At 39.7% G+C, this 21,269-nt stretch carries 22 protein-coding genes and 1 tRNA gene; 22 read left to right on the top strand and 1 reads right to left on the bottom strand.

What is annotated here, in order from left to right; all coding sequences use genetic code 11:
* Positions 1 to 68: 68 nt before the first annotated feature.
* The 5 genes from P767_RS0109490 to P767_RS19060 are packed head-to-tail and all read left to right on the top strand — an operon-like array spanning position 69 to position 4,320.
* On the top strand, positions 69 to 524 hold the full coding sequence (locus tag P767_RS0109490) for a hypothetical protein (protein WP_026764312.1): 456 nt from the start codon (positions 69 to 71) through the stop codon (positions 522 to 524).
* A 55-nt stretch (positions 525 to 579) separates the two neighbouring features.
* Complete coding sequence (locus P767_RS0109485; protein WP_026764311.1) at positions 580 to 2,019, top strand: RapZ C-terminal domain-containing protein; 1,440 nt, start codon at positions 580 to 582, stop codon at positions 2,017 to 2,019.
* Positions 2,020 to 2,027: 8 nt separating this feature from the next.
* Positions 2,028 to 2,747: a nucleotidyltransferase family protein gene (locus P767_RS0109480; RefSeq protein WP_026764310.1), complete on the top strand. Its 720-nt coding sequence runs from the start codon at positions 2,028 to 2,030 to the stop codon at positions 2,745 to 2,747.
* A gap of 14 nt (positions 2,748 to 2,761) precedes the next feature.
* Complete coding sequence (locus P767_RS0109475) at positions 2,762 to 3,832, top strand: Gfo/Idh/MocA family protein (RefSeq protein WP_026764309.1); 1,071 nt, start codon at positions 2,762 to 2,764, stop codon at positions 3,830 to 3,832.
* A gap of 29 nt (positions 3,833 to 3,861) precedes the next feature.
* Complete coding sequence (locus P767_RS19060) at positions 3,862 to 4,320, top strand: acyltransferase (protein WP_026764308.1); 459 nt, start codon at positions 3,862 to 3,864, stop codon at positions 4,318 to 4,320.
* 48 nt (positions 4,321 to 4,368) lie between these two features.
* Here the strand turns inward: P767_RS19060 and P767_RS0109465 are convergent, their stop codons facing one another.
* Positions 4,369 to 5,520 carry an acyltransferase family protein gene (locus P767_RS0109465; RefSeq protein WP_026764307.1) on the bottom strand — a complete coding sequence of 384 codons (1,152 nt, stop codon included), beginning with the start codon at positions 5,518 to 5,520 and terminating at the stop codon, positions 4,369 to 4,371.
* Between the two features lie 98 nt (positions 5,521 to 5,618).
* On the opposite strand from P767_RS0109465, the gene gmd reads away from it, so the two are divergent.
* From gmd to P767_RS0109380, 17 genes are all read left to right on the top strand, one after another.
* Positions 5,619 to 6,734, top strand: coding sequence for a GDP-mannose 4,6-dehydratase (gene gmd, locus P767_RS0109460; protein WP_026764306.1), 1,116 nt, complete (start codon positions 5,619 to 5,621; stop codon positions 6,732 to 6,734).
* Positions 6,727 to 7,671 (top strand): GDP-L-fucose synthase family protein, encoded by a 945-nt coding sequence (locus tag P767_RS0109455; protein WP_026764305.1) that lies wholly within the window; start codon positions 6,727 to 6,729, stop codon positions 7,669 to 7,671. The genes gmd and P767_RS0109455 overlap by 8 nt, the downstream gene beginning before the upstream one ends.
* Positions 7,672 to 7,719: 48 nt before the next feature.
* Positions 7,720 to 8,775, top strand: a complete 1,056-nt coding sequence (rfbB, locus tag P767_RS0109450; protein WP_026764304.1) for a dTDP-glucose 4,6-dehydratase — start codon at positions 7,720 to 7,722, stop codon at positions 8,773 to 8,775.
* Positions 8,776 to 8,777: 2 nt separating this feature from the next.
* A complete protein-coding gene (rfbC, locus tag P767_RS0109445; RefSeq protein ID WP_026764303.1) occupies positions 8,778 to 9,335 on the top strand; it encodes a dTDP-4-dehydrorhamnose 3,5-epimerase in 558 nt (185 codons plus the stop codon).
* Between the two features lie 18 nt (positions 9,336 to 9,353).
* A complete protein-coding gene (gene rfbA, locus P767_RS0109440) occupies positions 9,354 to 10,217 on the top strand; it encodes a glucose-1-phosphate thymidylyltransferase RfbA (protein WP_026764302.1) in 864 nt (287 codons plus the stop codon).
* 40 nt (positions 10,218 to 10,257) lie between these two features.
* The gene (locus P767_RS0109435) at positions 10,258 to 11,136 is read left to right on the top strand and encodes a MerR family transcriptional regulator (protein ID WP_026764301.1); all 879 of its coding nucleotides are present in this window, start codon (positions 10,258 to 10,260) and stop codon (positions 11,134 to 11,136) included.
* A gap of 171 nt (positions 11,137 to 11,307) precedes the next feature.
* Complete coding sequence (locus tag P767_RS0109430) at positions 11,308 to 11,808, top strand: RNA polymerase sigma factor (protein WP_026750948.1); 501 nt, start codon at positions 11,308 to 11,310, stop codon at positions 11,806 to 11,808.
* A gap of 24 nt (positions 11,809 to 11,832) precedes the next feature.
* The gene (locus P767_RS0109425; RefSeq protein ID WP_026764300.1) at positions 11,833 to 13,332 is read left to right on the top strand and encodes a phytoene desaturase family protein; all 1,500 of its coding nucleotides are present in this window, start codon (positions 11,833 to 11,835) and stop codon (positions 13,330 to 13,332) included.
* Positions 13,325 to 14,161, top strand: coding sequence for a phytoene/squalene synthase family protein (locus tag P767_RS0109420; RefSeq protein ID WP_026764299.1), 837 nt, complete (start codon positions 13,325 to 13,327; stop codon positions 14,159 to 14,161). The genes P767_RS0109425 and P767_RS0109420 overlap by 8 nt, the downstream gene beginning before the upstream one ends.
* A gap of 4 nt (positions 14,162 to 14,165) precedes the next feature.
* Entirely contained in the window at positions 14,166 to 14,690 is a 525-nt protein-coding gene (idi, locus tag P767_RS0109415; protein WP_026764298.1) for an isopentenyl-diphosphate Delta-isomerase, read from the top strand.
* 4 nt (positions 14,691 to 14,694) lie between these two features.
* Entirely contained in the window at positions 14,695 to 16,188 is a 1,494-nt protein-coding gene (gene crtD / locus P767_RS0109410; protein ID WP_026764297.1) for a 1-hydroxycarotenoid 3,4-desaturase CrtD, read from the top strand.
* Entirely contained in the window at positions 16,178 to 16,852 is a 675-nt protein-coding gene (locus tag P767_RS0109405; protein WP_026764296.1) for a carotenoid biosynthesis protein, read from the top strand. Before crtD ends, P767_RS0109405 begins: the two co-directional genes overlap by 11 nt.
* Position 16,853: 1 nt before the next feature.
* Positions 16,854 to 17,321 (top strand): sterol desaturase family protein, encoded by a 468-nt coding sequence (locus P767_RS0109400; RefSeq protein WP_026764295.1) that lies wholly within the window; start codon positions 16,854 to 16,856, stop codon positions 17,319 to 17,321.
* A 3-nt stretch (positions 17,322 to 17,324) separates the two neighbouring features.
* A complete protein-coding gene (locus P767_RS0109395; protein WP_026764294.1) occupies positions 17,325 to 18,524 on the top strand; it encodes a lycopene cyclase family protein in 1,200 nt (399 codons plus the stop codon).
* 37 nt (positions 18,525 to 18,561) lie between these two features.
* Positions 18,562 to 19,491 carry a 1-phosphofructokinase family hexose kinase gene (locus P767_RS0109390; RefSeq protein ID WP_026764293.1) on the top strand — a complete coding sequence of 310 codons (930 nt, stop codon included), beginning with the start codon at positions 18,562 to 18,564 and terminating at the stop codon, positions 19,489 to 19,491.
* Between the two features lie 30 nt (positions 19,492 to 19,521).
* Positions 19,522 to 19,593, top strand: a tRNA-Arg gene (locus P767_RS0109385).
* A gap of 661 nt (positions 19,594 to 20,254) precedes the next feature.
* A complete protein-coding gene (locus P767_RS0109380) occupies positions 20,255 to 21,127 on the top strand; it encodes a competence protein CoiA family protein (RefSeq protein ID WP_157611461.1) in 873 nt (290 codons plus the stop codon).
* Positions 21,128 to 21,269 lie beyond the last annotated feature (142 nt).

Below are 21,269 nucleotides of genomic sequence, written 5' to 3'. Positions count from 1 at the left end.
ATGATTTTTTACTTACTAAATTATTTAGTAAATTTATACTAAAATAATTATCAATCTAATTTTTGTTTATGCAGGAAGGATATGTTTTACCCAGGGATCAACAGCCACTGATGGCCAGTGAAAGGGAGCAATATTTGCTAATGGCTTATCCTTTTGAAATAGCTGTTTTTGAAGCTACGGAGCAAATGGAAGAAACCATTATTCGCTGGATGCGCCGTATCATCAGTAACAAATCGGTGTTTACAGTACAGGTTCATCAGCAGATACAGGAAGACACTGGTCAGCTGCAATTGTGTCTGGCCGATCAGGGTGCTTTTGCACAGCTGGCGACTGAATTGAAAGTAGTGAGTCAGTTTATCAGCAGTTACCAGTGCAGAGAAATGTATTTTAATCTAAGGCCGGCTATTCAGCACCAGTTGCTCTGCCATTCGCCAGGCTATACCATTACCGAACTGGTGTTATTGCGCAAACCATTCGGGCAGGAACAATACAGGCAGGTAAACGTATTTGCTTTAAAACCCTGATGGATGCCCTTGCTTTGGATTCTTAGTTTTATTTTCGTTGAAACGAAGACCATTCATGGAATCCATCATTGAAGCAATAGGACTACTTTGTCAGCAGGCTTTACAGCTGACACCGGACAGAATAGAAAAATTACCACAAAGCGGTAGTGACCGCGTTTATTTCAGGGTGTATAGCGCCACCAATACCTATATCGCCACATACAATATCAACACCAGGGAAACGGCCACTTTTGTGTACTTCAGTCAGCATTTTAAAAAAGCGGGACTTCCCGTTCCGGCTATTTTAGCCGTGAACGATACCAACACTATTTATTTGCAGGAAGATCTGGGAACCGAATCGCTGTTGAATAAACTGGAGGCAAACGGACACGGTGAATATGTATACCAGCTTTTTCAGCAAAGCCTGAAAGAACTGGCACGTGTGCAGGTGCTGGGTCATCAGGGATTAGATTATAACTGGTGTTTAACAGCCAAGGAATTCGGCAAGCAAGCCATTCTGAGCGATCTCCTGTATTTCAAATATTATTTTTTAGACACCCTTCAACTGCCTTACGATAAGCAGGCCATGCTTGACGATTTTGATGCATTGAGTACTTACTTAACCCGTACGCAGAATAAGTATTTTATGTTCCGCGATTTTCAGAGCAGGAATATTATTGTACAAAATGACCGGGTGCATTTTATCGATTACCAGGGAGGCATGCAAGGTGCATTACAGTACGATGTGGCGTCTTTGTTATGGCAGGCAAAAGCAGAACTAAGTGAGGAATGGAAAGACCAATTGCTGGAATATTATATGGATCAGGTAGATCCTTTATTACCTGAACCGGTAGACAGAATCACTTTTGTAAGCCAGTACAATGGGTATGTATTGATTCGTTTATTGCAGGTACTGGGTGCATATGGATTCAGAGGCTTGTTTGAGCGCAAAGCCCATTTCCTGGCTAGTATACCGCTGGCATTGCATAACCTGAAATTTTTTATTGAGCACAAAAGAGTGGGAATTGTAACCCCAGAATTTGATCGCGTGCTGAAGCTGGTGGTAGAAGACAGCATGATTAATAAGTTTGTAGCGCCACAGGCCAATGAAAAAACGCCGTTGGTGATTACTATTAATAGTTTCAGTTATAAGCGTGGCTTGCCCCATGATGAAACAGAGAATGGAGGTGGCTTCATGTTTGATATGCGTGGTATTTTAAACCCGGGCCGATTTGATGAATACAAGAAGCAAAGCGGACTAGACAAACCCGTACAGGATTTTTTAGAGCAGCGAACCCGAATGGGTAAGTTTTTAAACAGTGTCTGGGACTTAATCGACATTACGGTAGAAGATTATCTCAACAGGGATTTTGCCAATCTGATGATTAACTTCGGATGTACAGGTGGTCAGCACAGAAGCGTGTATGCTGCAGAACAAACAGCCAGACACCTGAGAAACAAGTATAAAGTGAAAGTGATATTAACGCATACCAATCGTGAAAACTGGGTAAAATAAATGATGTTATGAAAGCAATGATTTTTGCAGCAGGATTGGGTACCCGGTTAAAACCCTGGACCGACCATCATCCCAAGGCCCTTGCCATGGTGAACGGAAAAAGTTTGTTGCAAAGAAATATTTTATACCTGCAGGAATATGGAATAACGGATGTGGTGGTGAATGTGCATCATTTTGCGGATCAGATTATTGAAGCGATTGAGCAAAACCGCGGATGGGGTTCTGCTGTAACTATTTCCGACGAAACGGATAAGGTATTGGAAACAGGGGGTGGTTTAAAAAAAGCCGCACCACTTTTTGCTGGAGAAGAAAATATTGTTATTCTGAATGCAGATATATTAACCAATCTGCAATTGGACCAGATGATATTGCAGCACAGGAAAACCAATGCATTGGTAACCCTGGCCGTATCACAAAGAGAATCATCCAGGTACTTTTTATTTGGATCGGACAGTAAGTTAAAAGGATGGACCAATAGTACCACAGGTGAGGTAAAGCCGGAAGGATTACATACAGAGGGTTTATTTAAACGGGCTTTCAGTGGATTGCATGTGGTGCAAACAGAACTGTTTCAGAAAATAAACAGAGATGGAAAATTCTCCATGGTAGATATTTACCTTGATCTCTGTGCTAAAGAAGACATTTATGCATTTGATCATACGGGTGCATTATTGCTTGATGTAGGCAAGCCGGAAAGTCTGGTAAAAGCAGCCAGTTTATTTGATTAATGATTAATTGAGTAATGAATCAACATCTTCATTTTGCCATGATTGGTTGTGGCAGAATTGCCGCTGAGCATGTCAGGCAAATTAACCGTGTTGGCAAACTGATGGCTGTAGTAGATATTGATCCGCTTAAGGCAGAACAAGCAGGTCTTCAATATGGAGTTCCGTTTTTTACCAGTGCAGAAGAATTGTATTCGTCTAAAATTGAAATGGATATTGTTGTAATTGCAACACCCAATGGATTGCATGCTGAACATGCTATTGAAGCATTAGAGAATGGATACCATGTTTTAATTGAAAAGCCTGTTGCATTGGTTGCAGAAGATATTCTCTGTATGCAGGCAGCTGCTGGTAAAGCGGATAAAAATATTTATACGGTTATGCAAAACCGGTTTAATCTACCAGTACAATTGTTACATGCTTTGTTATGTGAAAAGGCATTGGGGAAAATACAGCAGGTGCTGGTAAAATGTTTCTGGCATAGACCGGCAACTTATTATACAGATAGCTGGCACGGAACTTTATTGCTAGACGGAGGCGTTTTGTTTACGCAGTACAGTCATTTTATTGATCTTTTATGTTGGTTTTTCGGCAAGGGTAAATTAATAGAAGCCAGCTTTAATAATCGGATGCATGAAGGATTGATTGAGTTTGAAGATGAGGGGGTTCTGCAGTTGGTTTTTGATCATGGTGTTCGTGTGAAGATGGAGTATAGTATAAATGAGCCGATGTTTAACCGGGAAGGATCTATAGAAATAATTGGTGAGAAAGGGAGGATCAAAGCTGGCGGTGCTTATTTAAATGAATGGGATTATTCAACTCATGACTCCACATTAAAGAATAGAATTCAATTACTGCAAAAAAATATTTTTTCTAACACTAATACAAATCATATGCCTGAAGCAGGATTGCTTCGGTTAGTTTCTCAACCAAACGACTACGGAAATTACCAGGGTAGTATGCGCAATCATCATTGTGTGTATAATAGTTTGGTACAATCGCTGCAATATCAAGCTCCTTATTATACCAGTATTGAAGAAGCAAAAAATACCATAGAACTGATTAATCTCATATATCAGGCACGGTAATTGAACTAAATTGAATAAAATTAAGTGCTATGTTACCTACTTTTAATTTAATAGAGTCTTCTGTGCGCGATGTGCAGTTTGGAAAAAATGTAACCATTGTAGGCCCTGTAAATATTTATGGCTGCACTATTGGACACGATTCAAGAGTAGGGCCATTTACCGAAATACAATCCAATGTTACCATTGGCGAGCGATGTAAAATTCAGTCTCACAGTTTTATTTGCAGTCTGGTAACCATTGGCAGTGATTGTTTCATAGGACATGGAGTCATGTTTATCAATGATTTATTTTCTGAAGGAAGACCAGCCGGCGACGCTTCAAAGTGGCAGGCTACTTCTATTGGCAATCATGTTTCTATTGGCAGCAATGCCACAATCCTGCCTGTTAATATTTGTGACAATGTAGTGATTGGCGCAGGCGCTGTGGTTACGAAAGATATTAAAGAGCCAGGTTTTTATGCTGGCAATCCGGCAAAGAAAATCCGCTAAGCTTTTGGCGCTGCATTTGTTTTAGCCAAACAGTTTGCTGCTAAAATATCAGACTTTGATGTAGATTTTTTTCTTGTCCAGTACATATACAATCAGCCAGTAAAAAGCAATCATGCACAATGCGTATACCAGAGAACCTACCCTTGGATCTTCTGCAATGGGTTTGCATAGCGTATTGTAGAACCAGGATAGAAAGCTGGTATAATGCTTAGTGCCATCTGCATCTGTTTCTGATACCCATCGTAACAGGCCGGATAATCTGGGCAAGAATCCACTCAGTACAAAAATGAACAGCGGGTTTTTGCCAAATACATCAAAGAACCGGCTCCATGCGCCTTTGGCCCCTTTAAATTCAATGGCATAAATCATGACACCAATGGTTAAAATAGCCAGTCCTGTTGTATATAAGGTATAGCTGCTGGTCCATATTTTTTTATTGATAGGAAATACCAAATCCCAGCAATATCCGCTGAAAGTAAGTACCAGTCCCGCTATAAAAAGGCTGCTTAACATATCGGTATTCTTTCCTTTCAGCTGGATATATTGTCCAACCAGGAATCCAAAAATCACTTGTACAATAGCTGCAGGTGTACTCATGAATCCTTCCGGATCAAAAGGAACACCCTCTCCTTTGTAAATATGGGTAACACCTAAAATGTCAATATCAATGGCTGTTCCAAACCAACCCTGTAAACTATATGGATCTCCATCTGCACCTAACGCGTAACAAACAAACCAGTAAAGCAATAGTATCGCCATGCCAATCGCATATGCTCCGCGTGTTTTACCATAAAACACAATTACTGAGGCAAAGAAATAGCAGAGGGCAATTCTTTGTAATACCCCAAGGATTCTTACGTTTTCCCACTGTTTAAAAACCAGCTCTTCTCCGTCCCATTTTACAAAAGGACTCCAGTGCAATAAAACCCCAATGCCGAAAATGAGCAGAGTTCTTTTGATTACTTTTTTCCAGAATTCAGCAGGACCTGCTGCTTCAAAACGGGGCATTACAAATGCCATGGCATTACCTACCGCAAATAAGAAAAAAGGGAATACCAGATCAGTGGGGGTTACTCCATGCCAGGGTGCATGTTGCAAGGGACCAAAAATATGGCTCCAGCTCCCCGGGTTATTAACCAGAATCATTAAAGCTACCGTTGCGCCTCTGAAAACATCCAGCGAATAGTATCTGTTTCCCATAATTGTAAAAGTGTGAAGACTAAGGTAAAGTAATTGGAGATTGCTGCCAATTTATGCTATATGCATTTTAGGTTGCATATTTGCATGAATCTAGCAATATGAAAAAAGCATTAATAACGGGCATCACCGGACAAGACGGTGCGTATTTGGCAGAATTGCTGCTGAAGAAAGGCTATGAAGTGCATGGAATTAAACGCAGGAGTTCATTGTTTAATACACAAAGAATTGATCATTTTTATGAAGATCCACATATCCCAGACCGTCATATGGTATTGCATTACGGCGATTTAACCGACAGTACGAATCTGATTCGTATTATTCAGGAAGTGCAACCCGATGAAATATACAATCTGGCAGCCATGAGCCATGTTCACGTGAGTTTTGAAACTCCTGAATACACTGCCAATGCAGATGGTGTGGGTGCCTTGCGAATTCTGGAAGCCATCCGATTGCTGGGACTAACACAGAAAACGAAGTTCTATCAGGCTTCTACTTCAGAATTATACGGGTTGGTTCAAGCTGTTCCGCAAAGTGAAACAACTCCATTTTATCCCAGAAGCCCCTATGCTGTAGCCAAGTTATATGCTTACTGGATAACCGTGAATTACAGAGAAGCTTATGGTATGTATGCCTGCAACGGAATCCTTTTTAATCACGAGAGCCCTTTGAGAGGAGAAACATTTGTTACCCGAAAAATTACCAGGGCAGTTGCGCGTATTTCAATGGGATTGCAGGATGTACTTTACCTCGGAAACCTGGATGCACAAAGAGACTGGGGGCATGCCAAGGATTATGTAGAAGGCATGTGGCTGATGTTGCAACAGGAACAGCCCGAAGATTTTGTATTGGCAACCGGTGTTACAACCTATATCCGTGATTTTGTAAGAATGGCTTTTGCTGAAGTAGGGGTAACCCTTGCTTTCACTGGTGAGGGAGTAAATGAAGTGGGCACCATTGCAGCAATTGAAAATGCGCAGAATCCTTCCATGAAAGTTGGGCAGGTAGTGGTAAAAGTAGATCCCCGTTATTACCGTCCTACAGAAGTTGATTTGTTAATTGGGGATGCCACCAAAGCAAAGAAAAAACTAAACTGGGTGCCTAAATATACTTTAGCCGAAATGGTAAAAGAAATGGTGGCAGCAGATATTGTATTGTTTAAAAAAGAACAGTTGTTGAAAGACAATGGATTTACAACAGAGAAAGAACATGAATAAGCAAGCAAAAATATATGTAGCCGGGCACAGGGGCATGGTAGGCAGTGCCATTGTGAGAAAACTGGAAGCCATGGGTTATACTTCTATTATAACCCGAACATCAAAGGAGTTGGATCTGCGCAATCAACAGGCTGTTGCTGATTTTTTTGCAACAGAAAAACCAGACTATGTTTTTCTTGCAGCAGCCAAAGTGGGGGGAATTGTTGCCAACAATACCTATCGGGCAGAATTCATTTACGATAACCTGATGATGGAGAGCAATATTATTCATCAGAGTTATGTAAACGGTGTGCAGAAATTATTGTTTTTAGGCTCCTCTTGTATCTATCCTAAAATGGCGCCACAGCCTTTGAAGGAAGAATATTTATTGAGTGGGTATCTGGAAGAAACCAATCAGCCTTATGCCATTGCAAAGATTGCGGGCATAGAGTTATGCGATAGTTACCGTGCTCAGTATGGTTGTAATTTTATTTCTGCTATGCCTACCAATTTATATGGCCCCAATGATAATTACGATTTGGAGAAAAGCCATGTTTTACCTGCCATGTTACGTAAGTTTATCACAGCCAAAGCCAATAATGAACCTGCGGTAACTATCTGGGGATCCGGAACACCCAGAAGAGAATTTCTACATGTTGATGATTTGGCAGAAGCCTGTTTGTATTTAATGGAAAACTACAATGAAAAAGGATTGGTAAATATTGGAACAGGATCAGACGTAACCATCCTGGAACTGGCGCAAATGGTTAAAGAAGTAACTGGCTATACTGGTGAAATTGTATTAGATGCATCCAAACCGGATGGAACTCCCAGAAAGTTGATGGATGTAAGTAAAATCAACAGTTTTGGCTGGAAAGCCCGGATAGATTTGCACCAGGGGATTTCAATGGTGTATGAGCAGGTCAAAAATGCTCCATGGAATCTATCTGGAAAATAAGCAAGCAAGCATACAAAGCAGTAACTTTATATTAATACAAAATTATTTATGTCTAAGAAGATCATTATTACCGGGGGAGCAGGTTTTATTGGCTCGCATGTTGTAAGATTATTCGTTAATAAATATCCTGACTATACCATAATCAATCTGGATGCCTTAACCTATGCAGGCAATCTGGAAAATCTTCGTGATATTGAAAACAAACCCAATTATCGCTTTGCCAAAGTGAATATTCTGGATGTGAAAGCGGTGGAAGATTTGTTTGACCAATACCAGGTTACCGATGTAATCCATTTGGCAGCAGAGTCGCATGTAGACAGATCCATTGTTTCTCCATTAGACTTTGTTTACACGAATGTAATTGGTACAGTGAATTTGCTAAATACTGCAAAACAGAAATGGGCAGCAGACTTAAGCAATCATCGTTTTTATCATGTATCAACAGATGAGGTTTACGGAAGTCTGGGAACAGAAGGTTTGTTTACGGAAGAAACAGCCTATGACCCCCGCTCTCCTTATTCTGCCAGTAAAGCTTCTTCCGATCATTTCGTAAGGGCTTATCATGAAACCTATCATTTACCGGTTGTCATAACCAACTGTTCCAATAACTATGGGCCCTTTCATTTTCCGGAGAAACTGATCCCCTTGTTCATCAATAATATTTTACAGGGAAAACCACTGCCTGTTTATGGTGATGGTTTGTATACCCGTGACTGGTTGTATGTAAAAGACCATGCACTGGCCATTGATCTGGTATTCCATAAAGGAGAGAATGGGGAGACGTATAATATTGGCGGATTTAACGAGTGGAAAAATATTGACCTGGTTAAATTGTTATGCCAGCAAATGGATGAGAAACTGGGTAAGCCTGCCGGAACCAGCGAGAAACTGATAACCTATATTAAAGATCGTCCGGGTCACGACAGAAGGTATGCCATTGATGCTACCAAAATTAACAGGGAACTGGGCTGGAAGCCAACCGTTACATTTCAGGAAGGATTAAGTGAAACCATTGATTGGTTTTTGGCCAATACCGAATGGCTGAACAATGTAACCAGCGGCAACTACCAGCACTATTATGAATCTATGTACAGCAACAAATAATCATGCAGATAGAGTATACCCCCATAGAAGGTTGTTTCATTATTCACGATACATTTTTTGGTGATAGTCGTGGTTATTTTTTTGAGAGTTTCAATAGAAATACATTTTTAGAGAAAACAGGCGTAGCAATAGACTTTGTACAGGACAATCAATCCCAATCTGGTAAAGGAGTTTTGAGGGGATTGCATTTTCAGCACGGTGAGTTTGCCCAGGCCAAACTGGTTCGGGTATTAAGTGGAACTGTGCTGGATGTTGCTGTTGATTTAAGGAAGGATTCAAAAACTTTTGGTCAGCACGTTGCAGTAGAATTGAGTGGAGAAAGCCGTACACAGTTTTTTGTGCCGCGTGGTTTTGCACATGGTTTTGTGGTGTTGAGTGAACAGGCTACTTTTTTTTACAAGTGCGATAATTATTATTACAAAGCAGCTGAAGGAGGTATTGCATACAACGATCCGGATTTGGGCATAGACTGGAAATTGTCTGCTGATGAGTTGTTATTGTCAGATAAAGACAAGGAATTACCCTTACTGAAAGACTGTATTAATAGCTTAGAATTTTAAATTTTTTATACCCAAGATATGAAAGGAATCATTTTAGCAGGAGGATCAGGAACGCGGTTGTATCCCATTACCAAGGGAATCAGTAAACAGCTGATGCCTGTGTACGATAAGCCTATGATCTATTATCCCCTGTCGGTATTAATGCTGGCAGGTATAAGGGAAATTCTGTTCATCACTACTCCTCAGGATTCTGATCAGTTCCAGCGATTGTTGGGTGATGGTGCTGAAATTGGTTGCTCCTTTTCTTATGCTGTTCAACACGAACCTAACGGACTGGCACAGGCATTTGTAATTGGAGAGCAATTCATTGGCAATGATAAAGTGTGTTTGATTCTGGGGGATAATATTTTTTATGGTGCAGGTTTCAGTAAACTGGTGCAAAGCTTCAATGATGTAAATGGTGCAGCGGTATTTGCATATGAAGTGAATGATCCTGAGCGCTATGGCGTGGTGGAATTTGATGCCGACAAAAAAGCCATTTCTATTGAAGAGAAGCCCAAACAACCCAAGTCTAATTATGCGGTTCCCGGACTCTATTTTTATGATAACTCAGTAGTAGAAATCGCCAAAAATATCAAGCCCTCTCCAAGGGGGGAATACGAAATAACCGATGTAAACCGTGTTTACCTGGAAGCGGGAAAATTACAGGTGGGAATCATGAACCGCGGAACAGCCTGGCTGGATACCGGTACTTTTGATTCTTTTGCTGATGCCTGCGAATTTGTAAGGGTAATTGAGAAAAGACAGAGTCAGAAAATAGGTTGTATAGAAGAAGTTGCCTACCGTATGGGCTTTATAGACCGCACACAACTGTTGGTTTTAGCTGAAAAATATGCTAAAAGTGGCTATGGCGAATACCTGAAGCGTTTAAAGGTTTTGTAGGTTTTTTAAACAAAATCGGCAGCCTGACGTTACTAATGCTATGAATGCCTTTACAATCAAAGATCTAGAGAACCTGTCGGGTATTAAAGCGCATACCATCCGTATCTGGGAACAGCGGTATACGTTCCTTAACCCGCAGCGTACAGAAACCAATATTCGCTATTATTCAGGCGATGAATTAAAAACAGTTCTGAATATTGCCCTGCTCAATAAGTATGGGTTCAAGATTTCGCATATCGACCGCATGAGTCGGGATGAAATGCGGGAGAAAACCCTTAGTCTAAACCAGGCTCAGGCGCAGCAGGAAAGAATTGTGAATGAATTGATCAGCTGCATGATCGACATGAAGCTGGATGAGTTTGAAATACTGGTAGATGGTTATATCAAAACCAAAGGGATTGAAAAAACCATACCCCAGATTATTTTCCCTTTCCTGGAGCGCATTGGCATACTCTGGCTAACCAATCATATTAATCCGGCACAGGAGCACCTGGTAACGAATATTATTCGTCAGAAACTGATTATGGGTATTGAAACCTGTCAGACTCCGCTTTCGCAGCGCAAAACAGTATTGCTGTTTTTACCTGAGGGTGAACACCATGAATTGGGTATCTTGTTTACCTATTATTTGTTTAAGAGTCGAGGGGTAAAAGTGATTTATCTGGGTGCCAATGTACCGTTGAAAGATGTGGAATATGTAGCTACACTTAAAAAGCCAGATTTTCTTTATTCTCATCTTACTTCAGTAGCACATAATTTTAATTTTGAGAAATTCCTGGTAAATGTGCAGAACAGAATTCCGGAGTTCTCTGTAATTGTTTCCGGTGCGCTGACGCAAACCTATAAAAAAAGAGTACCTACCAACGTTACTTTTAAGAAGTCTTTATCGGAAGTAACCGAGTATATTGGCGCTTTATAATAAAAAATCCTACTACATACGATTTAAACATAATGTTTAAACAACAATTAATCAGCCCGCTATAAGCGGGCTGGTTTGTTTAACAAATATTTTAAAAAAATTAAACAAAAGATAGGAGTATTACCGAATTATATGTTTAGCTTTATGCTTCAAATAATTAAACAATACGCCATGTCTACGCTAGATTTTAATCAAATGTTGGTCAACAATGCGGATTTTTTGAAACCCTTCGCGGTTACTTTAACTCGCGATCAGGAAGCGGCAAAAGACTTGTATCAGGAAACTTTATTCCGGGCATTGGCTAACAAGGACAAGTACAATGTAGGTACGAATATTAAAGCATGGTTATACACCATCATGCGTAATATTTTTATCAATAACTACAGAAGAAAGTCCAAGCAGTCTACCATTTTTGATAATACTCCCAATGAATTCTTACTCGATTTCAATCAGGGTGCAGTGGCTAATGAAGCTATTGCTAATATCAATATGAAAGAAGTAAAGCAAGCCATTCACAACCTTCCAGAGATTTTCAAAAATCCATTTCTATTGTATTTTGATGGTTACAAGTACCATGAAATTGCAGAAATGTTGGATGAGCCTTTGGGCACCATTAAAAGCAGAATTCACTTTGCCAGAAAACTGTTGAAATCTCATATTCAGCGTTTCTAAGAATTTTCATTAACTTACTATCAAGTGAAGCAAAAGCAAGCGATCGTAATCGGCAGCGGTTTCGCAGGAATGTCTGCGGCCTCATTTCTAGCCAGATCGGGCTGGAAAGTTATTGTATTGGAACAACATGAAATGCCTGGAGGAAGAGCCCGTAAATTTGAAGCGGCTGGCTTTACGTTTGATATGGGTCCCAGCTGGTACTGGATGCCCGATGTTTTCGAGCGTTATTTTCAGCAATTCGGAAAACAGGTTAGCGATTTTTATCAATTAGAAAGATTGAATCCCTCCTATCGTGTTTACTGGCCTGATGGGGTAACCGATATACCAGCCAATTATCAGGAATTAAAAGCCCTCTTTGAAAAACTGGAACCGGGTGCCGGAGAGAAGCTCGATTTGTTCATGAAAGAAGCGGCTTATAAATACGAAGTAGGGGTAAATAAGCTGGTATTTAAACCTGGTCAGTCCTTATTGGAATTTTTAGACCTCGATTTAATTAAAGGTGTATTTAAACTGGATGTATTCAATTCTATGAAAGCCCATGTGGGTAAGTATTTCAAGAATCCCAAGCTGGTAGAATTGATGGAGTTTCCTGTTTTATTCTTAGGTGCTTTGCCCGAACATACTCCTGCTTTATACAGCTTAATGAATTATGCAGATATCAAAGGAGGAACCTGGTATCCGCAAAAAGGAATGTATGAAATAGCCCAAGCCATGTATGACCTGGCAGTCTCCCTGGGAGTTGAATTTAGGTTTAACCATTCGGTTACTAATATTAATGTTAAGGATGGAATTGCCCAATCTGTATCCTGTGTGGTTAATACACCTGCAGGTAAAACCACTGTAGCACTTGATGCAGATGTGATAGTAGGTGGGGCCGATTATCATCATGTGGAAATGGCTTTATTGCCAAAGGAATATCAATCCTATACCGAAGCCTATTGGAATAAGCGGGTAATGGCTCCCAGTTGTTTACTTTACTATGTTGGACTAAATAAAAAACTGGAGGGCATTACGCACCATTCTCTGTATTTTGATACTGATTTTGGCCTGCATGGGAAAGAGATTTATACCACCAAAGAATGGCCAACCAACCCGTTGTTTTATTTGTGTGCACCTTCAGTAACAGATAAAACGGTTGCGCCACAAGGTTGTGAAAATTTATTCTTCCTGATTCCTGTTGCCACTGGGTTAACAGGAGATACCGAAGAATTAAGAGAGAAGTATTTTCAGCAGATAGTTAAAAGGGTAGAAAAGCAGCTTGGCCAATCAATAGCCGATGCTATTATATATAAACGAACTTTTGCCCAAAGCAATTTCATTGAAGATTATCATGCTTTTAAAGGAAATGCTTACGGTTTGGCGAACACTTTACTACAAACTGCTGTTTTAAAGCCGTCTTGCAGAAGTAAAAAAGTTAAAAACCTATTCTTTACAGGACAATTGACCGTTCCGGGACCGGGAGTACCTCCCAGTCTGATCAGCGGTGAAGTAGTAGCTAAAGAAATTACCAAATTATATGATTAAACTGTTTCATCAGGTAAGTCAGGAATGCAGCAGAATTACTACGGAGTTGTACAGCACTAGTTTTTCTTCGTCCATTCGTCTCTTGCACAAGGATCTTAGAACGCCCATTTTTAATATCTATGGGTTTGTAAGATTTGCAGACGAAATAGTGGACACATTTCATGAATTTGACAAAGCAAAATTACTGGCTGATTTTAAAAAAGCCACTTACGAAGCTATTGATCAAAAGATTTCATTGAATCCCATTTTGCACAGCTTCCAGTTAACAGTGAATGAATACAATATTGATCATAGTTTAATTGATGCTTTTCTAAAAAGCATGGAGATGGATTTGGGCAAGAAGCAATATGATCGCAATGGGTACGAAGAATATATTTATGGAAGTGCAGAAGTGGTTGGGTTAATGTGTTTATATGTTTTTTGCAATGGCGATAAAAACAGCTATGAACATTTGAAACCTTATGCCTGCAGTCTGGGTTCTGCTTTCCAGAAAGTAAATTTCCTTCGCGATCTGAAAGCAGATTTTGAGGGATTAGATCGTATGTACTTTCCAGGTTGCGACTTCAGCAATTTCACGCAGGAGGATAAAATTAAAATTGAGCAGGACATACAACGTGATTTTGATCATGCTTATGAAGGAATCGTACAGCTTCCCTTGAAAGCAAGATTTGGAGTATACGTAGCGTATAAATATTATTTGAGTCTTTTCAAAAAAATAAAGAAGCTGCAGCCGCAAAAAATATTGGATACACGTGTAAGAATTCCTGACCACGGCAAAGTATTTATACTGGCCAAGGCAGGTATTCGTAGTCAATTAAACCTGCTATAATCCAATGACAGAACAAGTGATTCTGGTAAATGAATCCGATGAAGAAATCGGATTCATGGAAAAAATGGAAGCCCATGAAAAAGCATTGCTGCACAGGGCTTTCAGTGTTTTTGTATTCAATGGTACTGGTGAAATGTTATTACAGCAAAGAGCCAGTGATAAATACCATAGCGCAAATTTATGGACCAACACTTGTTGCAGTCATCCCCGACCAGGAGAAACAGTTGCACAGGCAGCGGACCGAAGACTTGTGGAAGAAATGGGTTTTCGTACTCCGTTGCGAAAAGCTTTTGACTTTGTATACAAAGCACCTTTCGAAAACGGATTAACCGAACATGAGTTTGATCACGTTTTTATTGGAACCTATGATGGGAATATTGAAATGAATCCACTGGAAGTTCAAGCCTATGCTTTTCGTAGCTTTGATGCTATTGAAACAATGATTCAAACCCGGCCCGAGCAATTTACTTCCTGGTTTTTAATAGCTTTTCCAAAAGTAAAAGTCTGGTGGCAGGAAAAATACCACTAAAGGAATGAGTGAACATCCAACCACTAAGCATGCTATTGTAATTGGCGCAGGTGTTGCCGGATTGGCATCGGCTATTCGTTTGCAGGTAATGGGTTATGAAGTAACCGTTTACGAGAAAAACAGTTATCCGGGGGGGAAACTGAGCCACTTTGAAAAGAATGGCTATCAGTTTGATGCAGGTCCCAGTTTATTTACCAGACCAAAGTTGATTGAAGAATTATTTGCAATGGCCAATGAGCCAATAGAAGACTATTTCTCCTATGAACGTGTACCAGTTGCCTGTCATTATTTTTACCAGGATGGAACACTCATTAAAGCATATGCAGATCATGAAAAATTTGCAGCAGAAATACAAGCAAAAACCGGAGAGCCAGCTGAGCATGTACACGAATATTTACGACACTCGGCCAATGCATACGAAAACATTGCAGATATATTTCTAAAATATACATTGCATCGATTATCAACTTTGTTTAAAGCGCCAGTAGCCAAAGCCATTCAATACCTGAAATGGCCATACCTGTTTAAATCTTTACATCAATACAATCAGTCTAAGTTTAAATCGCCCAAGTTGGTACAACTCTTTAACCGTTATGCAACCTATAATGGCAGCAACCCCTATAAGGCTCCGGCCATGCTTTCTTTAATACCACATCTCGAGCATAATGAAGGAACTTTTTATCCGAAAGGTGGAATGGTTAGCATAACCCGCGCATTATATGCACTGGCAGAAAAGAAAGGAGTGAAATTTGTTTTTGATTCACCGGTAGAAAAAATTATCCGTGCAAATAACCAGGTTGAAGGAGTAGTAGTGAATGGAGAAAATATATATGCTAATCTGGTTGTAAGCAATATGGATGTTTACTTTACTTATCAGCAATTACTGAATGAGCCATTGAATGCCGCTAAAGTTTTAAAGCAGGAAAGAAGCAGCAGTGCATTTATTTTTTACTGGGGCATCAATAAAAGCTTTGAACAACTAAGTTTACACAATATATTTTTTAGTGAGCAATACGAAGCCGAATTTCATTCTCTTTTTAATACTGGGAAGCCTTTTGCAGACCCTACTGTATATATCAATATCACCAGTAAATGCGAGCCGGGCTTGCAAGCACCGGCCGGAAAAGAAAACTGGTTTGTAATGGTAAATGCACCTGCCAATAAAGGGCAGGACTGGGCAGCAGTGCAGGAATTTTACAAAAATGCAATATTGAAAAAACTCAATAGCATTTTAGGGGAAAACATAGCCGAATACATAGAAACAGAAGAAGTGCTGAGTCCGGTAACCATCGAAACAAAAACGGCCTCCTTTATGGGTTCATTGTATGGAACAAGTTCCAATAGTAAGATGGCTGCGTTTATGCGCCAGCCTAATTTCAGTAATACAATAAAAGGTTTGTACTTTGTAGGCGGAAGTGTGCACCCTGGTGGAGGAATTCCGCTTTGTTTGTCGAGTGCCGCAATTATGTCAGATTTAGTAAAAGCAGATGTTGTATAAAAAGCCAGCCATACCATTATTTATTGCCATTTTGTTTCACTTTATGGGAGTGCTCGGTATTTTATTAACGCCCTATCGGGACTGGTTTATAGCTAATACGCCCCTTACTTTGATTCTGATGGGTATTCTGCTTGCAGCCAGTCAGGAAAAAATAGAAAAAGGATTTGTGCTTTTCTTTTTGCTGGCATTTGTAACAGGCATGGTTACTGAAATGATCGGGGTTAATACAGGCATTTTGTTTGGTGATTATGTTTACGGAACTGTGATGGGCCCCAAATTATTCGGAGTACCCTTTTTAATTGGCATGAACTGGTTTGTAATTGTTTTTTGCTGTGGATCACTGATGCATAGATTAAATAAAGTAATGCTGGCTAAATACGAAGCGCCCATACCAGTAGCCATCATCAAATGGTCGGTAATTATAGATGGAGCAGTACTGGCCACATTTTTTGACTGGCTGATGGAGCCTGTAGCCATCAAGCTGGGATTCTGGTCCTGGGAAGGAGGCACGATACCCATGTTGAATTATGCCTGCTGGTTTGGAATAAGTGCCGTTTTACTGGCTGTTCAACAGCAGTTGAAAATAAAAGCCCAAAACCATTTTGCCATACACTTGTTAATTATACAGGCACTATTTTTTCTGTCACTAAGAATATTTTTATAGCATGTGGTACGTACTTGTTACTTTATTGGTGTTTGTATTAATGGAAGGAATTACCTGGCTAACCCATCGCTATGTAATGCATGGATTTCTCTGGTATCTGCACGAAGATCATCATCAGAAAGGTCCGGGATTCTGGGAAAAAAATGATGCTTTCTTTGTCATTTTTGCTATACCCAGCTGGTTGTGTATTATGCTGGGAAGCATGAACCAGAATTATTGGATAGTAAGTATTGGTGCCGGAATTGCACTGTATGGCTTTGCTTATTTTCTGGTGCACGAAATTATAATACACCAGCGAATTAAATTATTTACCCGCAGCAACAATCGATATATCAGGGCAATCCGCTGGGCACATAAAATGCACCACAAGCATTTGAACAAAGAAGATGGTGAAAGTTTCGGAATGCTGATTGTAGCTAAAAAGTACTGGGATAAAATCAGACGCGACGAAAAGCTTAAAGCGGTATAACCTTTGAATAAAACCTACGACTACATAGTTGCTGGAGCCGGATGCGCGGGAATGAGTTTACTCATGCGCATGGCCAGTGATCCATTTTTTACCTCCAAGCAAATCTTGGTTGTTGATGCCGATGATAAAAATTTGAATGACCGCACTTGGTGTTTCTGGGAAAAAGATGCGGATATTTTTGAGCCAATTGTTCATCATCAATGGGAAGAGCTGGATTTTTTTTCCAATCATTTTTCCCAAGTAATGGACATAGCTCCTTACCAATATAAAATGATCAGGGGCATTGATTTTTATGCTTATGTAAAAAATACAATTGCATCATTGCCCAATATTGAATGGAAGAAAGCATCTGTAAAAAGATTGCTGGGTGCTACAGAAAAACAAGTATCGCAAACTACATCACCTAATCTCACACCAGCAGGCATTGAATTGAACGATGGAACAGCTATTTATGCTTCCTATGTTTTCAGTAGTATCTTATTTGACCCGATTCCCGCAACTTCTAATGATTATCATTTTTTGCAACATTTTACTGGTTGGGAAATTGAAACAGTTTCTCCCTGTTTTAATCCAGTAAAAGCAGTCTTTATGGATTTCAGGGTTAGTCAGGAACATGGTACTACTTTCATGTATGTATTACCCACTTCAACAACAAAGGCATTGGTTGAATACACTTTGTTTACTGAACGTCTATTGCCAGAAGAGGCATACGAAAAAGCAATCAGGGATTATATCGGAAGCGAATTAAAAATTCAAGACTACACCATTGTACACCGTGAAAAAGGGGTTATCCCAATGACAACGCATAACTTTCCGCGTTATCAGGATAATCATATTTACATTGGTATTGCGGGGGGAGAAGCAAAAGCAAGTAGCGGATATGCTTTTAAGTCTATACAAAAACGAACAGCAGCCATTGTGAAAGCTTTGAAACAGGGGAAATCCTTGGCAATCAATAAATCTTTTGCCGAAAAGAAAGGGCATTTGTATGATGCAGTTTTATTACACGTGCTTCATTATCAGAAAATGGCGGGTGATCAGGTTTTTGCAGATATTTTTAAAGGAAATAAGGCCGCTGATGTATTGTCATTTTTAGATAATGAAAGCAGTTTATTTACAGATTTGAAAATAATGAGTTCTGTGCCTACCCGAATTTTCCTTCCTGCTGCATTGCAGGAAATGACCAAATTGGGTAAGCATTAAGCCTACTCTTCCCGTCATTATTTTATAACTTTAAGTAATGCCAAATATTGTAACCATTACGCTAAATCCAGCTTTGGATAAAAGCATTTCTGTGCCGGAGCTGGTACCCGAAAAAAAATTACGTGCACGCTCTTCAAAAGTAGAACCAGGAGGAGGTGGCATCAATATCTCAAGAGCATTAAAAAAACTAGGAGTTGATTCAGAAGCCATTATTTTATCTGGCGGCTATACAGGAAAAGCACTGGAAGCATTACTGGAAAAAGAAGGTGTAAAGTTTTCTGCCATTGAAACAGAGAATGATACTAGAGAAAATTTTGTAGTATTTGATGAAGACAAAAAATTGCAATATCGTTTTGGTATGCCAGGTGAGACGGTTTCAGAAAAGGAACTGGGAGCATTGATGCAGGCTATTGGCAATTGTTTCCATGCCGATTATGTAGTAGTCAGCGGAAGCCTGCCTCCCGGAACTTCAGTTGCCGTATTTCATGAGATTGCCATCATTGCCGCACAGTTAAATGCCAAATTGATTATTGACACATCAGGAGAGGGATTAAAAGCTGCCGTTAAGGAAGGATTGTTTTTGATTAAGCCTAATTTAAGAGAGCTGGCTTCTCTGGTTGGTAAAGAATGGATAGATGTCGCAGATGTTGTGCCAACAGCAAGACAGGTGATTGAGTCAGGAGGCTGTAAAGCAATGGCAGTGTCCATGGGATCAGATGGAGCTATGCTGATTACAGAGGATGAAGTGTACCAGGCCTGTGCACCCAAGGCAGAAGTATTGAGCACAGTTGGAGCGGGAGATAGTATGGTAGCAGGCATGCTGGCAGCGTTAACCAAAGGCTGGGGCTGGAAAGAAGTATTGCAATACGGGGTAGCAGCAGGATCTGCGGCTACATTGCACAAAGGCACTGAACTCTGTAAACTAGAAGACACCGAACGCATTTTTGCGCAGATGAAACAGAATTAACAAGCATCCGTTACATTTGCACCCATGATTGGTCTCGTAGTACAATGGATAGTATAAGAGTTTCCGAAGCTCCAGATCCAGGTTCGATTCCTGGCGAGACCACAAACCCTCGCAGCGAAAGCTGCGGGGGTTTTTAGATTGCGAGCGTTACGAGTTTACTCGTAAAAGCGAGCAGGCTAAAAACCCGCAGGGCAACCGAAGGTTGGCATGCGAAGGGTTTGAGTAAGTTCAATACGGGAGGAAGTCGGTCGCAGACCGACAATCTTGGTGAGTATTGCCGACAATCCTGTAATATCTTGCCATGAATTTTCAGGTAAATAATTTTACGCTTTGAAAATCTTTATGAATTTACTATATTCATATACCCAATTGTTACAATATAATCTCTCCCCCAATTAATAATACTGTTAGTAACCACTGACCTTGGATAGCTATGTCTGGGACTCAGGAAGCTTTGCTTTAATTAGAATTAACATAAGATAAATAAAAGATCGACTGGGCAATTTGATATCAGAACCACCGAAAAGTATTTACAAGTGAGCAAAAAATCAAATGGTAAATATTGCTTGACAATAAGAAGTGTATAACCACATTGTATTGCGCCAACAATGAAAATTGTATAAGTATATTGATGCTATGACAATTCAAAAAGTATAATATTAAAACCATCATATATAGCAACTCTCTTTTTTAATAGATAGGGGAGTAGCGTATATTTAGGTGTTAGCAGCAATACTACGACAAAACCTTCACAATACAGTAAATGGAGAACATTACAAAGCATAACAGAATACAAATGCAGATAATTTCTGCATGTGAGATTTTGGGAATTGATGCAAGACAAGAATATAAGGGGAAAGGTTGGAGAGCTGATGTTTTTATTCCAAATGACACTAGACCTATTGCTTTTGAGATACAACTAAGCCCTCAGTCGCTTTCGAAAACTTTACAGAGACAATCTAAATATATTCAAGATGAAATTCTTGGCTGCTGGTTTTTTGAAAACCCAATACCAAAACTAATTGAAGAGAGACCGGATTTACCTGTATTTTATGTTGAGGATGATGATAATTCAACTTTGATGGTAAATCTTGGTACTCGAAGAAAAATTAATTTGCTGACTTTTCTTGAGAATTTCATTACTAATAATATCCAATTTAGACCTATTGCAAAAACGAACTCAACACAAACGATAAAGCTTGTATTTTACGAAATGACATGTTGGAAATGTAAAGAATTAAATCATCTATTTTACGTAGCAACACCTTTCCATTCCTCATGTAATGCAGATATAAAACCTGAAGAAGCACTTTGGGAATCAAATAGTATTGAATATAGACCAGAAATTATAAAACTTGCTACTGATTTCGCTGACAACAGACCCGAATTAAATTTGAAACTTGTACAAATCAAAGAACGTTTTAGTCACAAAGTAGGTAAATCATACATGTCTTTCGGTTGTTACAAATGCGACAGTATTTTTGGCGACTTTTATGTTATGGACGCAAAAATGGGTGTAATGTATGAAATAGACTCTATTTCTCACATTGGACAAGTTGAGCTAATGGAGACATTTGAGTTAGATATACCACATTGGTGTTTTCCTGAAGACGGACACTTTTGCGGCGACCATTAATTTTACTGCTGCTAACAAAAGGGTTTACGCAATTTGGGCTTCAGCAATGGCCCATCAACTTTGGTGGTGCTAATCAACTTCAGTAATTTGGCTTTCAGCTAATCGAGTTTTTTAGTGGCCAAGCCAGCAGTAGGAACAGTAT

Source organism: Sediminibacterium salmoneum NBRC 103935, from assembly GCF_000511175.1.
Taxonomy (GTDB): Bacteria; Bacteroidota; Bacteroidia; order Chitinophagales; family Chitinophagaceae; genus Sediminibacterium; species Sediminibacterium salmoneum.
Note: the sequence above shows the minus strand (reverse complement) of the source record. Positions and strands in the feature narration are given on the sequence as shown.

Excerpts from the sequence above, each read along its gene's own strand:
- P767_RS0109490 (WP_026764312.1), top strand. The coding sequence starts at position 69 with ATGCAGGAAGGATATGTTTTACCCAGGGATCAACAGCCACTGATGGCC.
- P767_RS0109485 (WP_026764311.1), top strand. The coding sequence starts at position 580 with ATGGAATCCATCATTGAAGCAATAGGACTACTTTGTCAGCAGGCTTTA.
- P767_RS0109480 (WP_026764310.1), top strand. The coding sequence starts at position 2,028 with ATGAAAGCAATGATTTTTGCAGCAGGATTGGGTACCCGGTTAAAACCC.
- P767_RS0109475 (WP_026764309.1), top strand. The coding sequence starts at position 2,762 with ATGAATCAACATCTTCATTTTGCCATGATTGGTTGTGGCAGAATTGCC.
- P767_RS19060 (WP_026764308.1), top strand. The coding sequence starts at position 3,862 with ATGTTACCTACTTTTAATTTAATAGAGTCTTCTGTGCGCGATGTGCAG.
- P767_RS0109465 (WP_026764307.1), bottom strand. The coding sequence starts at position 5,520 with ATGGGAAACAGATACTATTCGCTGGATGTTTTCAGAGGCGCAACGGTA.
- gmd (WP_026764306.1), top strand. The coding sequence starts at position 5,619 with ATGAAAAAAGCATTAATAACGGGCATCACCGGACAAGACGGTGCGTAT.
- P767_RS0109455 (WP_026764305.1), top strand. The coding sequence starts at position 6,727 with ATGAATAAGCAAGCAAAAATATATGTAGCCGGGCACAGGGGCATGGTA.
- rfbB (WP_026764304.1), top strand. The coding sequence starts at position 7,720 with ATGTCTAAGAAGATCATTATTACCGGGGGAGCAGGTTTTATTGGCTCG.
- rfbC (WP_026764303.1), top strand. The coding sequence starts at position 8,778 with ATGCAGATAGAGTATACCCCCATAGAAGGTTGTTTCATTATTCACGAT.
- rfbA (WP_026764302.1), top strand. The coding sequence starts at position 9,354 with ATGAAAGGAATCATTTTAGCAGGAGGATCAGGAACGCGGTTGTATCCC.
- P767_RS0109435 (WP_026764301.1), top strand. The coding sequence starts at position 10,258 with ATGAATGCCTTTACAATCAAAGATCTAGAGAACCTGTCGGGTATTAAA.
- P767_RS0109430 (WP_026750948.1), top strand. The coding sequence starts at position 11,308 with ATGTCTACGCTAGATTTTAATCAAATGTTGGTCAACAATGCGGATTTT.
- P767_RS0109420 (WP_026764299.1), top strand. The coding sequence starts at position 13,325 with ATGATTAAACTGTTTCATCAGGTAAGTCAGGAATGCAGCAGAATTACT.
- idi (WP_026764298.1), top strand. The coding sequence starts at position 14,166 with ATGACAGAACAAGTGATTCTGGTAAATGAATCCGATGAAGAAATCGGA.
- crtD (WP_026764297.1), top strand. The coding sequence starts at position 14,695 with ATGAGTGAACATCCAACCACTAAGCATGCTATTGTAATTGGCGCAGGT.
- P767_RS0109405 (WP_026764296.1), top strand. The coding sequence starts at position 16,178 with ATGTTGTATAAAAAGCCAGCCATACCATTATTTATTGCCATTTTGTTT.
- P767_RS0109400 (WP_026764295.1), top strand. The coding sequence starts at position 16,854 with ATGTGGTACGTACTTGTTACTTTATTGGTGTTTGTATTAATGGAAGGA.
- P767_RS0109390 (WP_026764293.1), top strand. The coding sequence starts at position 18,562 with ATGCCAAATATTGTAACCATTACGCTAAATCCAGCTTTGGATAAAAGC.
- P767_RS0109380 (WP_157611461.1), top strand. The coding sequence starts at position 20,255 with ATGGAGAACATTACAAAGCATAACAGAATACAAATGCAGATAATTTCT.